This is a genomic window from Streptomyces sp. NPDC000134, from assembly GCF_042899225.1.
Lineage (GTDB): Bacteria > Actinomycetota > Actinomycetes > Streptomycetales > Streptomycetaceae > Streptomyces.
Genome location: NZ_JBIAZN010000023.1, coordinates 37,933 through 52,554, shown reverse-complemented (window position 1 = coordinate 52,554; position 14,622 = coordinate 37,933). Strand labels below are relative to the sequence as shown.

At 71.3% G+C, this 14,622-nt stretch carries 15 protein-coding genes; 9 read left to right on the top strand and 6 right to left on the bottom strand.

Annotated features, from left to right (window positions below; genetic code table 11):
- Nucleotides 1–81: 81 nt before the first annotated feature.
- Complete coding sequence (locus tag ACFY32_RS28520) at nt 82–897, top strand: alpha/beta fold hydrolase (RefSeq protein WP_390675699.1); 816 nt, start codon at nt 82–84, stop codon at nt 895–897.
- 107 nt (nt 898–1,004) lie between these two features.
- Here ACFY32_RS28520 and ACFY32_RS28515 read toward each other — a convergent pair whose 3' ends face one another.
- The gene (locus ACFY32_RS28515) at nt 1,005–1,535 is read right to left on the bottom strand and encodes a hypothetical protein (protein ID WP_390675698.1); all 531 of its coding nucleotides are present in this window, start codon (nt 1,533–1,535) and stop codon (nt 1,005–1,007) included.
- Between ACFY32_RS28515 and ACFY32_RS28510 the strand changes: the two genes are divergently transcribed.
- Together ACFY32_RS28510 and ACFY32_RS28505 are read left to right on the top strand one after the other, a co-directional pair.
- Nucleotides 1,523–1,981, top strand: a complete 459-nt coding sequence (locus ACFY32_RS28510; RefSeq protein WP_390675697.1) for a transposase — start codon at nt 1,523–1,525, stop codon at nt 1,979–1,981. The two genes, ACFY32_RS28515 and ACFY32_RS28510, sit on opposite strands and share 13 nt — an antisense overlap.
- Before the next feature lie 455 nt (nt 1,982–2,436).
- Nucleotides 2,437–4,179, top strand: coding sequence for an endo-1,4-beta-xylanase (locus tag ACFY32_RS28505; RefSeq protein ID WP_390675786.1), 1,743 nt, complete (start codon nt 2,437–2,439; stop codon nt 4,177–4,179).
- A gap of 515 nt (nt 4,180–4,694) precedes the next feature.
- On the opposite strand, the gene ACFY32_RS28500 is transcribed toward ACFY32_RS28505, so the two are convergent.
- The 5 genes from ACFY32_RS28500 to crcB all read right to left on the bottom strand — a co-directional run bounded on the left by ACFY32_RS28500 (nt 4,695) and on the right by crcB (nt 9,353).
- Nucleotides 4,695–5,555, bottom strand: coding sequence for a hypothetical protein (locus ACFY32_RS28500; protein ID WP_390675696.1), 861 nt, complete (start codon nt 5,553–5,555; stop codon nt 4,695–4,697).
- A gap of 156 nt (nt 5,556–5,711) precedes the next feature.
- Complete coding sequence (locus tag ACFY32_RS28495; RefSeq protein WP_390675695.1) at nt 5,712–6,371, bottom strand: hypothetical protein; 660 nt, start codon at nt 6,369–6,371, stop codon at nt 5,712–5,714.
- A gap of 125 nt (nt 6,372–6,496) precedes the next feature.
- Entirely contained in the window at nt 6,497–8,479 is a 1,983-nt protein-coding gene (locus ACFY32_RS28490) for an FUSC family protein (protein ID WP_390675693.1), read from the bottom strand.
- Nucleotides 8,473–8,847 carry a fluoride efflux transporter FluC gene (locus ACFY32_RS28485; protein ID WP_390675692.1) on the bottom strand — a complete coding sequence of 125 codons (375 nt, stop codon included), beginning with the start codon at nt 8,845–8,847 and terminating at the stop codon, nt 8,473–8,475. Before ACFY32_RS28485 ends, ACFY32_RS28490 begins: the two co-directional genes overlap by 7 nt.
- A complete protein-coding gene (gene crcB / locus ACFY32_RS28480; protein ID WP_390675691.1) occupies nt 8,844–9,353 on the bottom strand; it encodes a fluoride efflux transporter CrcB in 510 nt (169 codons plus the stop codon). Before crcB ends, ACFY32_RS28485 begins: the two co-directional genes overlap by 4 nt.
- A gap of 90 nt (nt 9,354–9,443) precedes the next feature.
- Between crcB and ACFY32_RS28475 the strand changes: the two genes are divergently transcribed.
- The 6 genes from ACFY32_RS28475 to ACFY32_RS28450 are packed head-to-tail and all read left to right on the top strand — an operon-like array spanning nt 9,444 to nt 14,588.
- Nucleotides 9,444–10,382 carry an urea transporter gene (locus ACFY32_RS28475; protein WP_390675689.1) on the top strand — a complete coding sequence of 313 codons (939 nt, stop codon included), beginning with the start codon at nt 9,444–9,446 and terminating at the stop codon, nt 10,380–10,382.
- Nucleotides 10,383–10,429: 47 nt separating this feature from the next.
- Nucleotides 10,430–10,735 (top strand): urease subunit gamma, encoded by a 306-nt coding sequence (locus tag ACFY32_RS28470; RefSeq protein WP_390675688.1) that lies wholly within the window; start codon nt 10,430–10,432, stop codon nt 10,733–10,735.
- 4 nt (nt 10,736–10,739) lie between these two features.
- On the top strand, nt 10,740–11,639 hold the full coding sequence (locus ACFY32_RS28465) for a sirohydrochlorin chelatase (RefSeq protein ID WP_390675687.1): 900 nt from the start codon (nt 10,740–10,742) through the stop codon (nt 11,637–11,639).
- Nucleotides 11,636–12,091 (top strand): urease subunit beta, encoded by a 456-nt coding sequence (locus ACFY32_RS28460; protein WP_390675686.1) that lies wholly within the window; start codon nt 11,636–11,638, stop codon nt 12,089–12,091. Before ACFY32_RS28465 ends, ACFY32_RS28460 begins: the two co-directional genes overlap by 4 nt.
- A 1-nt stretch (nt 12,092) precedes the next feature.
- Nucleotides 12,093–13,817, top strand: coding sequence for an urease subunit alpha (ureC, locus tag ACFY32_RS28455; protein ID WP_390675684.1), 1,725 nt, complete (start codon nt 12,093–12,095; stop codon nt 13,815–13,817).
- 3 nt (nt 13,818–13,820) lie between these two features.
- Nucleotides 13,821–14,588 carry an urease accessory protein UreF gene (locus tag ACFY32_RS28450; protein WP_390675683.1) on the top strand — a complete coding sequence of 256 codons (768 nt, stop codon included), beginning with the start codon at nt 13,821–13,823 and terminating at the stop codon, nt 14,586–14,588.
- Nucleotides 14,589–14,622 lie beyond the last annotated feature (34 nt).

The window sequence follows — 14,622 nt, the reverse complement described above, 5'->3', positions numbered from 1 at the left end:
TCTGATCCCGGCACATGCAAGGAACCATGCGTTGCCCAAGGGGCGTATTGCATGGGGTCGGTCTTCTGTACAGGGAGAAGTGTGACGAGTACACGTATTGAAGTTTCTGGTGGGAATCTGCGGGTTCAGCAGGACGGCGTGGGCGAGGGCGCAGTGGTGCTGATCCATGCCGGTGTCACTGATCACCAGGTGTGGGACGGGGTTGCAGGGGTTCTGGGGCATGGTCACCGGGTGGTGCGCTATGACCTCCGGGGTTTTGGTGAGTCCTCGCCGGCCACGCAGCCTTTCCGGCATGTCGATGACCTTTTCGCGGTCATGGACGCCTGCGGGGTGGAGGAGGCTGTGCTGGTGGGTGCCTCGTACGGGGGCAAGGTGGCGTTGGAGGCGGCGGTTCTGCGTCCCGGGCGGGTGCGGGGGCTGGTATTGCTCGCGCCTCCTCGGCCCGGTCATGACTGGTCCGAGGCCATGGAGCGCTATGCCGAGGCGGAGGAAGCGGCCCTGGGGGCCGGTGATCTCGACGCTGCGGTTCAGGTCAACATGGATATGTGGATTCGTGGCTCCGGCAGGGCCTGGGACGGCACGCTGAGGGAGCATGCCGAGGCCGTCCGGGAATCCATGCGGGTGGCCCTGACGAATCAGGAATACGCTGAGGAGTACGAAGAAGACCTCGACCTCGCCGCCGACGAGGACCTGGCAAAAATTGTCGTGCCCGCCGTGGTCGGTATCGGCACCAGCGACGTCGGCGACTTCCAGCAGATCGCCGAATACCTGGCAAGCACACTGCCCAACGCCGAGCTCGTCCAGTTCCCCGATACCGGGCACCTGATCGCTCTGGAACGCCCCAACGAGACAGCGGACCTCATCTCTGCCTTCACCTCTCGCCTCCCGGCGGTGTAAGCAGACGTTTCTCAACCGATCTTGGAAGGTGCAGGTCGAACAGGGGTCCCGTTGAGTGACTTCCCAGTCCTCACCCCGGAGAAGCACCGACGAAGAGACATATTGCGCTATTCAGTCGTGTCTGCGCCGTCGCTTTGGCCCACGAAGGCGACACCACGCCAGGGCGACGGACCGCCGAGTGCCTGGGCGAGACGTTCCTGCGAGGGATGGAGTGAACGTCGGGCCGCATTGACGAACGTCAAGTGCCCCTCGTGCAAAGCGGTGTGGATCGGTCGGAGCTCCTCTAGATCCGCTGGCTGACGATCGTGGAAGAGAATAGTGAAATCCTCGATGACATCGCAGAGCCGGAGAGCTGCTGCGGCCGTCTCGGGATTCGCCACCAAGCTCAGCGACTGGATCGCGGCATTGAACGGTCCCCATGCGACCGCAGGTCTGCGCCGTTCCAGGAACGCCTCACGCAGCTCCATCTCGACGGCGCCGAAAGCCTGCAGGAACCTCTCATAGGCGGACGTCTGTGTCTCTCGAAGCCACTTCCGATTCTCGCTGCGCCGCCCAACGACAGCGCCGGCGACGACGCCCACGATGGTGGCGGCAACACCACCTGTGGTGGATATCAGCAGCGCCCATGGCACGGCCATCTCGAACTCCTTGCTTGGTTGCCAGACGTCGTCTCAACCGATCTCGGAACGTGCGGGACGAACAAGGGCTTGGTCGCGTTCGGTGCATGAAGGCAAGGCCTCCTGGGAGCTCGGGGGTGCGACCCCGTTCCGAGCGGGTTCCGGAGGCCTTGTTGTCGCTGTTGTACGCTCCCGAGCCCGTCTTCTTCAACTCGCCTGCCCCGCCGTGCGCTTGTCTCGCGCACGTGTACGGCAACGCGGCCGACCTTCCTGATCGGGTACGCCGGTATCCGTCGGACATGACGGACGCGGAGTGGGCGGCCATCCGGCCATTACTACCAGTGCCGGCATGGCTCCAGGGGCGGGGCGGACAGCCCGAGGGCTACTGCCACCGCCAGATGCTGGACGCGATCCGCTACCTGATCGCGGGCGGGAGCTCCTGGCGGGATGCCCGCGGACCTCCCTGATTGGAGCCGGGTCTACGCCTTCTTCCGCCGCTGGCGCAAGCATGGGCTGATCACAGAGTTCCACGACCGGCTGGGCGGTCGGGTCCGTGAGCGCGGGGGCCGTGAGGCCGAGTCCACGGCGGAGAACATCGATGCGCAGTCGGTGCGGGACGCCGCGGCGGGCCTTCTGGTGCGACTGCGCCGACTGCGCCGGCTGCGCCGACTGCACCGTGGCACCTCACCTGGTCTGGGCCGACGGCGGCTACACCGGCGGCCTGGTCGACTGGTGCCGGCAAAAGCTCGCCCTCACTCCGGAGATCGTCAAACGGACCGACGATATGGAGGGGTTCGTCGTACGGCCGAGGCGTTGGGTGGCAGAGCGCACATTCACAAGGCCGCCGTACCTCATCTGTGATGAACTGTGGCCCGGTTTCGAAACGTTGATCTTGTCTCGAAACAGGAGAGTGGGAGGAACCGTGGACCTTGGTGGGGGGACATGGCAGCGACTGACCGCCGTGGTGCTCGTCATGGCGGTGGCGGCCGGGTGTACGGGGCAGGGCGAAGGCGCGGGCGGCGGAAACGACGAAGACCTGCTGCGGAACCACGACTGGACGCAGATGCCGGGCACCACCGCGCGGGACGGCATCCTGCGGGTCAGCGCATTGGATCGGCACATCGTGGAGCAGGACGCCTCCGGCGGCCAGCCCAACCCCCCGCTGAACCTGGCCGGCCCGCATCTCCGGTCCGATGGCGACTTCACCGTCACCGCGCGCATGTCCGGTGTGGGTGACGATGACGGCGACTCATGGCTGCGGCTGTACGGACGGGTACCGGTCATCTACGACGAGTGGCGGCAGGAGCGGCCCTCACTCCGCGTCGGCGTGACCGCTGACGGACAAGTGAAGGTACAGATATGGGACGGCGAGGGCGATGAGCCGGCCACCTCCAAGGACTTCGACTGCGGCTGCTCCGGGACGGTGACGCTCGCCGTGTCGAGCATCGGTGACACCTTCCGCGTGACGGCCGACGGGCGGCGGCTGGGAACCGTGCAGGACCCAGGGGTGTTCGCCGAGGGCACTGTCTGGTTCGGTCTGGAGGCGGACACGGGCGAGGACGAGCGCCGCGAGGGATGGCGTCTGACGGAGCTGAACGCACGGGCGGAGAGCGGTGACTCGCTCCGCGTGATCAAGGCTCCGCGGCTTCGCCAGGAGCAGTCCGACGACTCGCTGCGTGCGCGGGCCGCAGACGTGGAGCGGCCGTTCGACATCGGCACCGCCCTGGCCGAGAACCCGCTGCTCACCGACACACGCTACCGGGCGCTCGCGGGGAGCCAGTTCTCCATGCTCACTCCGGAGAACGCGTTCAAGTCACAGTTCCTCCACCCACGCCGGGGCGTCTACGACTTCCGCGACGCGGACCTGCTCGTGCGCTTCGCCCGCGCAAACGACATGAAGGTGCACGCGCACACCCTCGTCTGGCACGAGGCTCTGCCCAACTGGATGCGGGAGAACGACGACCCCGAGGAGGTGCGCCGGACCATGCTCCGGCACATCGCCATGGTCGCCGGGCACTTCAAGGGAAAGGTCGCGGAATGGGATGTGGTCAACGAGCCCATGTCCGACGACGAGGAGAGCTACACCAACGGGGATCTCGGTCTGCGCTCCGAACAGAGCCCGTGGTTCGAGGCCATGGGCGAGGAGTACATCGACGAGGCGTTCAGGGCCGCCCACCGGGCCGATCCGAAGGCACGGCTGTTCCTCAACGAGTACGGGGTCGAGGAGGAAGGCGAGCGGTGGGACGCCCTTTACGACCTGGTCAAGCGGCTCAAGGAACGCGGCGTACCGATCGACGGCGTGGGTTTCCAGAACCATGAGTACGCACCCGGCGACCGCATCGACCCGGAGACCTTCCGCAGCCATGTGCGGGATCTGGCGCAGCTCGGGGTCCAGGCGCGGGTGTCGGAGATGGACGTCCCCATAGGTGAGGACGAGGAGGACGGGCGGCAGACCCAGGCTGATGAGATGGCGGGCAAGCTGCGGGTCTGCCTGGAGGAGCCGAACTGCACATCGTTCTCCACATGGGGATTCACCGACCGGTACGGTTCCACCGCCGACACCAAGATCTATCCTCCGCGCACGGCCGATTCCCTGCCGTGGGACGCGGCCCTGCGGCCGAAGCCGGCGTACGAGCGCCTGCTCGATGCCTTCGACGAGGCGTGAGGCTGCCATGGCCCACGTGATCGACGTTCCCCATGCCGGCGACGCCGCGTTTCTGGGGCCTGTGCGGTTGAGGATCTGGCTTCAGGCATATCCCGACGAGGCGGTGGGGAGCAACGAGACCTGGATGCCTCCCGTGCGCACGCGTGGCAGCCCGGTGGGCGGCCGGAGTGCTCTTGAGAGATCGACTTTGCTGAGGGCAACACCGATCCTGGTGGCTCGGGTCGGCTGTTCCGCCTGCTGGCCGACCCATCGCCGGACGTGGTTCTCGCGGTCCCACTCACCCTGCGTCCGTCCGACGGCGCGCTGCACCGGGAACTGACCGACTTCCGCGAGGAAGTCACCGCTCGCCATCCGGTCGGAGTGCCCGGTCCGCGTCGACGGATGCGCTACACCTCCCGAGGCCCTGCCCGAGGGGCCGCCGAGCCGCCCGCTGCCTGCGGCCCGGCGTCCACCGCCGGTCGACGCGGCCCCGCAGACCGGTGGCCGCAAGGCGGCCCACACCCGGTGGCGGACGGTCACTCGTCGACCGACGGGTCCGGTGAGGGAGTGCGGCCGGCGAGGACCTCCTTCAGCCGCTGGGTGCCCTCCCGCACCGCTGACGCGGTGGTGCTCTCACTGGCACCGTTCAGCCCGCCCTGTGTGACGGTGATCGCGTCGGTGCCGACCCGCACCACCGCCACGGCCAGGGTGAGAGTGACCGGCTCGCCGCCCTCCTCGCCCTTCACCGTCACCGTCAGACCCTGGCGCGCGTCGCCCTCGGCGGGCAGTCCGGCCTCCACCACCTCGACGGTGCGGTCGCCGCCCCGGTCACCGGTGAGGGTGAAGCTGTCGCACTTCTGGGGCAGTGTCTTCAGCCAGTTCAGCGACGCGTCGAGGCCGGACCGGTCGTAGGCGGTGACCTGGTACAGCAGGCGTGAGTCGCCCTCCTCGAAACCGGTGAGCGCCGAGGCGCCGGACGCCTTGCCCAGCAGCGTCTCATCGAAAAGCGAGTCGACCAGCCGCTGGCAGTCGGCCACGTCCGACTTCCCCGTCAGGAACTGCGCGGCGTCGACCTCGCCGACCAGCATCTTGTCCCGCCAGGACCGCGCGGTGCCGGCGTCCACCCGCGTCCAGGCGTCCTCGATGTCCGCCTCGGTGATCAGTGCCCGGCGCGCGCCCTCCGCGGTCAGGCCGGAGGACGGTGACGGCGAGGGGGAGCCGGGGGCGGTGGCCGCCGCCGCGGCGGGCCGCTCGGCCGGGCCGGCGCCGGTCTGCGCCCCGATCCCGTCCCCGGAGCCCGAACAGGCCGCGATGGTGAACAGGGCGCCGGTCGTGACGGCGGTGGCTAGGAGACGGGCCGGGCGGAGGGCCGGCACGGACGGACGGGGGGTGGACACCAGTACCTCCTGGGAACGTTGAACGACGGCCCGGCCCCAGGCGTCCCTGGCGGGCTCGTTTCGTGCTTCCACCGCACCACCGACCGGCCACCGCGACCAGCGCGGCAGGTCGGACGGGTGACGCGGGCGGCGCGGGCGGGCGGGGCGTTCGGGGCGTCAGGACGCGGCGTCCGCCGCGGTGATGTCGGTGTGCAGGTGGGCCATCAGTTCACTCATCCTGGCGGCCTCCGCAGAGTCCGGGGCAGCGTCTTGGGCGAGGCCGCGCAGCCACTCCGTCGCCGCGAGAGCCAGGCGCGTCGCGTCCGGTGCGCGATGCTCGCCGAGCAGTTCCTCGATCCGCTGCGCGATGTCGGCGAGCGACTCCTCGTTCGTCTCCGGCGGCAGGACGTCGCGCAGCTCCGCGGGCGCCGACGTGCGCTCCCGGTGAGCACGCAGGGCATCGACTACGGCGGTGTTCTCGCTGAAGCGGTCCAGGTTGTCCACCAGCGCCAGCAGACGCGCGGTCAGGCGGGGCGCGCCCGGGTGGGCGTCCAGCCATTCCAGCAGCCCGCGGCGGCCGCCCCCGACGCGTTCGCCCACCTGGCTCAGCCGTTCCGCCGCACGCGGCGAGAGGGACCAGCTCAGCGGGAGGAGGGCGGCGACCTCCTCCGCCAGGCGAGCCTCGTCCTCGGACGTCAGCGTGCCGGCCGCGAAGCCCTCGACCTTGCCCTCGTCCAGCCCGAAACCGTCGGGGCCGGTGCCCTTGCGGTCGTGCCGGAGGCGCGCGTGCCGGTGAGGCACTCTCCCGGTGATCCCGCTGAGTGGCTTCTCGTGCATCGGTCCTCCAGCCGGACGGCAGGTGAGCAGCAGCTCCACTGTGCCGCCGCAGGCGAGAGCACGCATGCGGGGCGCGGCAGGCGAGCGACCGCGGTCGGGAGATCGGTGCGGGCGGGCCGGGTGCGTCACTTTCCGGTGTCCGGGCCGGAGCCGTCGCCGCGCAGCGCGTCCCGCAGGGCCCGCAGACGGTGGCGGACCTCTGCCGACCGGCCGTCCGCCGTCGCCGCAAGCGGCCTCCCGTCGAGCAGCGACCGGACCTCCGGCGAACCCGGAAGCCCTTCGCGGGCCGCGGACGCCAGCCCGTCCACGTACGCGCTGATCCGCGCGCCCTCCTGCGGGTCGGGAGCGGCGGGAGGGCCGCCCAGCAGGCGCGGCACGAGCAGGCGGCGCACCGCCAGCACGGCCGGCCACAACCGGTCCGCCGTGCCGGTGCTGCGGAGTTCCTCGGCGGGCACCGCGGCGTGCATGGTCCAGAGGTCCTTCATCCGCCACCACGCGACGCCCTCCGCGGCCGAGTCGGCGGTCCCCGTGCCCAGCCGTACGGACAGTGCGGTCCCGGCGGCGGAGACGGCGCGGGCGAGCGCCGCGCACACCCGCCGCGCCGGCACCCCGGGGAGCAGTACGGCCGCTGCCAGCCCCACGGCCAGTCCCAGGCCGAGGTCGAGCATGCGGTACAGGGCGAGTTCCTCCAGCGTCTCGTCCGGGGGCAGCACGGCCGCCACCAGCAGCAGGGCCACCGGTGTGTTCAGCAGCATGCGCGTGAACATCGCGTTCACCGGTACGGCGCGGGCCACCGCGTGCACCACGGTCGCGGCCACCACCGTGCCCCACGTACCGGGCTCGTGGAAGTGGCACACGGCGGCGGTGAGACCGGCCCCGGCCACCGTGCCGGTCAGCCGGCCCCATGAACGCCTGACCGGCTGCTGACCGGCGCCCTGGAGCGCGGCCGCCGCCCCCACGGCCACCCACGCCGGGTGCAGGACCGGCAGCAGTGCGCCCAGCGTCGTGCCCACCGCGACGGCGAGGCCGACCCGCAGGGCGAGGACCGGTGCGGGCGAGGCGCGCGACAACAGGTGGGCCAGTTCCGTCCGCAAGGTGTGGCGCGGCGGCAACGGTCTCGGCCACCGGGCCAGCGCGGTGTCCAGCAGTTCGGAGGAGAGCGCGCCGCCCCCGACCGGCGGAGGCAGTACGGCCCCGCCCACTTCCTCCGCGCCGCTCGGCCACCGCACCGGCTCCTCCCCCGCCTTCACCGCGGCCGCCGCCTCCCGCAGCGACGGCGCCAACTGCGGCGGCACCGCCGCCCCGCTCCCGCGCCGGGCGGCGTCGGTCACCGCGTCGAGCAGCGGCTCCAGCCGGAGTATCAGCGCGTACAGCACCAACAGCCGGGGCCCCGGCGCGGTCGAGCGGCGCCGGCGGGCGTCCTCCACGAGGGACCAGGCGCCGTGGACCGCCCGGTACGCCCTTCGCCGGGCGGCCCCGGCCTCGTCGCCGCCGCTGCCGTCGTTGCCTTCCGCGGCCGTGCCCGTCGCCCGCGCGGTCGCCTCGGCGTAGGCCGCCACGGAGTGCAGGGCGGACGCCACCGCGCCTTCCTCCGGCGCGTGCGGGCGCATGAGCCACCCCGACATGGCGGACAGCCAGGACAATCCCGCTCCCAGGAGCAGGAAACCGGCCCGGACCGCCGACTCCGTGAGTCCCACCGGCGGCAGGAAGGCGGTCAGGGCGGCCACCAGCACCACGAAGTAACTGCCCGGACCGCTCAGGTGCAGCGTTTCCACGAACAAGGTGGCGGTGACCGCGAAGGCCGAGAGGACCGCCACCATCGCCCAGACCCGTCCCGAGGCGAGCGAACCGGCGAGGAAGGCGACGGCGAAACCCGCGCCCATCACCGCGAGCAGCGGCCCCCGCCGGGCGTAGGGATCGCGGGCGCCGTAGGCGTCGATGTAGCAGCCCATCGCGGCGAAGACGCCGTTGTGGATGCCCGCGCCCGCCGTGACCAGGCCGACGGACAGCCCGAAGGCGAACAGCGCCCTGACCCCCCGCGCCCGGTCCAGCGGAGGCAGCGCCCGGCGCGGATGCCGGGCGGAGCGGGTGACCGCTCCGGTCACCACAGGGCGGAGGCGACGGCCGCGCCCGCGAACGACAGGCCCAGACCCACCACCACCGTCACCAGCAGATAACCGGCCGCCCCGGCCGCCCGCCGCCCGTCGGCCATGGCCATGACCTCGTGCGAGAACGTCGACCAGGTGGAAAGCGCGCCGCAGAAGCCCGTCGCCAGCAGCGCCTGCCCGGCCGGGCCGAGCGCGTCCTCGGTGCCCGCCTCCACCAGGAACCCGAGAATCAGGCAAGCCGACATGTTGGCGAGGAACGTGCCCCAGTGGAACGCGCCGCTCAGCCGCCGGCGCGCCACCGCCGCGATCAGATACCGGGCGACCGCGCCGGCGGCGCCGCCGAGGAGGACGAGCAGCAGGTGGTTCATCGGTGGCTCCCGGTCGTTCCGTGCGTCCCGCCACGTCCCGTCAGGACGGCACGGGCCAGCGCCGCGCCCAGGACCACGCCCGCCAGGGCCGCGGCGACGGTCAGGACGAGGTAACTCAGTGCGTAGCCGGGCTGGTCGTTCTCGAACAGGCGGCGTACGTCGTCCGTGTAGGACGAGAACGTGGTGAAGCCGCCGAGCACGCCGGTTCCCAACAGCGGGTTCAGCCAGTGGGGGGCTTTGGTGAAGCGCTCTTTCAGCGCCACTGTCAGGAGGCCCATCAGGAAGCAGCCGACGGCGTTGACCAGGAGGGTGGTCCACGGGAAGGCGGCGGCCCCCGTCCGCCACACCGCGTGCGCGTCACTGCCGTTCTGCCACACGTTCGACGCCCCGAAGCGCAGCGCGGCGCCCACCGCACCGCCGACGGCCACCGCGGCGATCACCGGCACCTGCGGGCCGTTCGTGTGATCAGGGTGTGGATGCAGGTGGAACCTACCGAGATGTCCCATAAGTTCACCCTAGGTGGGTGACGGTAAGTCACTTCCCGGAAGCGCTCACGCACCGGGACAACAGCCCGATCGGCGCAGCGGAGGAGCCACGTGACGAGGCACGCACTCAAGGGAGCGGCCCTCGGCGCGCTGCGCGGTGTGGGACAGGTGGACTTCCAGGCGAGCGTGTGGACCTCCGCCGTGATCCTGGCCGCCCTCTGGGTGGAGAGCTGGGAGATGGGGCTCTTCGCCACCATCGGCGCCGTGGTGGCCACGCTCACCGCGCGGTTGCTCGCCGTCCCCGACGACACGGTCTCCCAGGGCCTGATGACCTACTGCGGCGTGCTCGGGGCCATCGCCATGGTGGTGTACCTCGGCCACCACCCCTCGACGTATGTCATGGCGATGGCCGCCGCCGTGATGTGCACCCTGGTCACCGCCACCCTCAACCACCTGCTCACGCCGTTCGGGCTGAAGGCGTTCACCGGCCCGTTCTGCCTGGTCTCGCTGGTCATGGTCCTCGGCGCGCCGTCGTTCGAGCGCGTCTGGCACGGAACCCCCGCGACCGCGGTCACCCCGGCCAGCCCCACCTCACCGGTCGTCAGATGGACGGATCTCTGGCAGGGGTTCTTCTCCAACATCGGCCAGATCTTCTTCGCCGGCACCTGGTACGTCGGGCTGATCATGCTCGTCGGCCTCTTCCTGGCGGGCTGGAAGGTCGGCCTGTTCACCGTGGTCGGGAGCGCCACCGGACTCCTCACCGCCTGGGCGCTCGGCGCGCCCGCCGCACTGATCGGCCAGGGCATCTACGGCTACAACGCCGTGCTCACCGCTCTCGCCTTCGGCGTCCTGCTGCTGCGCCCGGACCCCTGGAGCTACGGCTACGCGGTGCTGGCCGCCGCGGCCAGCACCGCACTGACCGCCTCGCTCTCCGTGTTCTTCGAGGTGTTCGGCAGCCACACCTTCACCTGGCCCTTCAACATCACCACCTGGGCGCTGCTGGCGGCCGTGCCGCTGCTGCCGCGCCTCATCCGGGCGGAGGACGGCTGACCCTTCCCCCGCACCCCACCGCATCCGCCACCGAGGAAGGCTTCCCCATGAACCTGGCCCCCCGCGAGATCGACAAGCTGCTCGTCTACGTCGCCGCCGATCTGGCCCGGAAGCGCCGAGAACGAGGTCTGAAGCTCAACTACAGCGAGACGGTCGCCCTGGTGACGGAAGCCATCCTCGAAGGCGCCCGCGACGGCAGGAGCGTCGCCGACTGCATGGAGCTGGGCCGGCAGGTACTCGGTGAGACCGACACGATGGACGGCGTCCGCGAGATGCTGCCGCTCCTCCAGGTCGAGGCCACCTTCGACGACGGCAACAAGCTCGTCTCCTGCCACGACCCGGTCGGAGGCTGACGCCGTGCCGCACGCGAGGGTCGTCGCCGTCGGCGGACACGAGAGCGACGGCGGCCGGGCGCTGACACCGCTGCTCGGTGCCGGGGTCACGGTGGTGGCCCGGGGGCGCGAGCTGTACCGCTGTGTGGCCGCCCTGCGCGAGCGGGACGAGCGGGTATGCGTGGTACCCATGACCCTGGGCCGCGACCCCGGCCTCACCGCCGACACCGCCCGGACACTGCGGGCCCTGCCGGAGGACGATCGGGCCGGACTGGTCCTGGCCGAATCCTTCGGCACCGCCGACCACCTCGTCGGCTGGCTGCGCGCGGCCGCCGTGAGGATCGCGGCGGACGACGCGCTGCTGGTCACCGCGCCGTCCGGCGACCCCTTCGCAGACGCGGAGCTCTTCAGGACCGCCCGCCTGGTCCGCCAGTACGGACGGCACCGAACGGTCGAGGTCGCCCTGATCGGCGGCGATCCCGACCCCGCCGAAGGAGTCCGCCGCTGCCGCGCACTCGGCGCGGAACACGTCACCCTGCTCCCGGCCGCCTGGGTCGCGCCGCCGGCTCCCGCCGGGCCCTGCGCGGTCGCGGGGCCGCTGCTTGCCGCCTCCGCCGTCGCGGGAGTACTCGAGGCCCGCGTGCGCGAGGCATGGCGACAGTGGGAACTCCACGGCGACGACGGCCTCGCCCGCGGCCTCCTCGCCGACCATGCCCACGGCTATGCCCACAGCCACGGCGGGGACCACGGCCACGCCCACGACCACAGCCACAGCCACAGCCACGGCGAAGACCATGCCCACGCCTACCCCCACACCCACAGCGATGGCCGCACGCACAGCCACGGCGGTGGCGGTCACGGCCAGCACGGCCACGGCGCCGCCGCGCCCCCGCACGTCCACCTCTCCCTCAGGAGTCCCCGATGACACTCCCCCCGCGGTACCAGTACGGAGACGGCGACATCGAGGTCAACGCCGGCCGGCGGACCGTCAGGCTCACCGTCCGCAACACCGGCGACCGGGCGGTCCAGGTCGGGTCCCACTACCACTTCTTCGAGGCCAACTCCGCCCTCGACTTCGACCGCAACAGCGCCCTCGGCATGCACCTCAACATCCCGGCCGGCCTCTCCGTCCGCTTCGAACCGGGCGGCACCCACGAGGTCGAGCTGTGCGCCTACGCCGGCACCGGCCGTCTCACCGGTTTCAGCGGCCTCCTCAACGGCAGCGTGAAGTCCCACCCGGCCCGCGTCGAGGCCGTCGCCAGCGCGCTCCAGCGCGGCTTCCGCGGCGCGGGCCAGGAGAACGGGACGCGGGAGGACGGGCAGGACGGCCAGGAGAAGGCCGGCGACAAGAAGTCCAAGAAGAAGGGTTCGAACTGACATGCCGGTCATCACTCGCAAGCAGTACTCCGACCTGTTCGGGCCCACCGTCGGCGACCGCGTCCGCCTCGCCGACACCAACCTCGTCATCGAGGTCGAGAAGGACTTCCGCGCGGGGTCCTACGGCGACGAGGTGGTCTACGGCGGCGGCAAGACCATGCGTGACGGCATGGCGTCGGACCCGCAGGCCACCGCCGCGCAGGGCGCCCTCGACCTCGTGATCACCAACGTGGTCGTCCTGGACCCGGTGCTCGGTGTGGTCAAGTGCGACATCGGCGTCAAGGACGGGTTCATCGCCGGCATCGGCAAGGCCGGCAACCCGCAGACGCAGGACGCCGTCGACCCCCGCCTCGTCATCGGCGCCTGCACCGAGGTCATCGCCGGGGAGCACCTGATCGCGACCGCCGGGGCGATGGACTCGCACGTCCACCTGATCTCCCCGCAGCAGTGCGAGCAGGCGCTCAGCAACGGCATCACCACCCTGTTCGGCGGCGGCACCGGCCCCACCGACGGCTCCAACGGCACCACCTGCACCCCGGGCCCCTACAACCTCGCCCGGATTCTGCAGGCCGCCGAGGACCTGCCGGTCAACCTCGGCATCATGGGCAAGGGCAACGCCAGCCTGCCCGGCGTCCTGGACGAGCAGATCGAGGCCGGCGCGGCCGCGCTGAAGGTGCACGAGGACTGGGGTTCCACCCCCGCCGTCATCGACACCGCGCTGGCGGTGGCCGACCGGCACGACGTCCAGGTCGCCATCCACACCGACACCCTCAACGAGGGCGGCTTCTTCGAAGACACCCGTTCCGCGATCGACGGCCGCACCATCCACACCTTCCACAGCGAGGGCGCGGGCGGCGGCCACGCCCCCGACATCCTGCGGGTGACCGGCGAGGCGAACGTCCTCCCCTCCTCCACCAACCCCACGCTGCCGTACACCAAGAACTCCGTGGACGAGCTGCTGGACATGGTGATGGTCTGTCACCACCTCAGCCACGACATCCCCGAGGACGTCGCCTTCGCCGACAGCCGGGTGCGGGCCGAGACCATCGCCGCGGAGACGGTGCTGCACGACCGCGGCATCATCAGCATGATCTCCTCCGACTCCCAGGCCATGGGCCGCATCGGCGAGTCCTTCACCCGGGCGTTCCAGATCGCCCACGTCTGCAAGGAAGCGTTCGGCCCGCTGCCGGAGGACTCCGACCGCAACGACAACCACCGCGTCCTGCGCTTCCTCGCCAAGGTCACCGTCAACCCCGCGATCGCCAGCGGCATCGCCGACCACGTCGGCACCCTGGAGGCGGGCAAGCTGGCCGACATCGTGCTCTGGCCGATGCACTCCTTCGGGGCCAAACCGAAGATGGTGATCAAGGGCGGCATCGTCTCGTGGGCGCAGATGGGCGATCCCAACGCCTCCCTGCCGACCCCGCAACCGGTCTACTACCGGCCCTCGTTCGGCCACTACGGGCGGGCCATGCAGGCGACCCACGTCACCTTCATGTCCCAGGCCGGCATCGCGGCCGGCGTCCCGCAGAAGCTGGGCCTGGAGCGCGACGTCCTGCCGGTCCGCAAGACCCGCACCATCGGCAAGCACAGCATGGTCCGCAACGACGTGGTCCCGGACATCACCGTCGACCCGGAGACGTACCAGGTCACCGTCGACGGCGACGTCGTCACGATCGACCCCGCTCAGAAGCTGCCGCTCAACCAGCTCTACTTCCTGGCCTGAGACATGTACCGCGAGGAGACAGCCGCCTGCGGAACGGCGGCAGCGGCGGAGGACGTGACGGGGACCGACGACGGCGAGCGGGCGGCGGACCTGGATCACCTGCTGGTCAGTCTGCAACTGACCGATTCGGCGTTCCCCAGCGGCTTCTACACCCTGTCCCACGGTCTGGAGGGCTACGCGCAGGCGCGGGCGGTGGACCCCGCCACCCTGCCCACGCTGCTCCACGACCTCCTCCGCCACGGCGTGGGCCCCGCGGACGCCACCGCGCTCGCCCTCGCCCACCGGGCGGCCACGGCGGAGGACTGGGAGACGGTGGCCGCGGTCGACATCCGGCTGCACGCCACCAAGCTCAACCGCGAACTGCGCCAGGCCGCCACCCGCACCGGCAGGCAACTGCTCGACCTGGCGGCCGAGGTGTTCGGCACCCCCGGCATCATCCGCCAGCACCGGGCAGTGACCGACCGCCGCGTCCCCGGCACCCAGGCCGTCGCCGCCGGCGTCGTGTACGCGGCGACGGGGGTGCCGGCCCGCCAGGCCGTCGCCTCCGACCTGTTCGCCTTCTGCGCGAGCTTCGCCGGCGCCGCGCTGCGGCTGCGGCTGACCGACCACCGGCGCGCCCAGACCCTGCTGCGCGAGGCGGCCCCCGTGGTCGTGGAGACCACGCGGGCCGCGCTCGACCGCGAACTCGCCGACCTCGGGGCCACCACCTTCGCCGCGGACGTCATGTCCGCACGCCACGAGCGGGCCGAAGCCCGCCTGTTCGCCACCTGAACCGGCCGCCGTCACCCCGGCGGCCGCTCCCGGA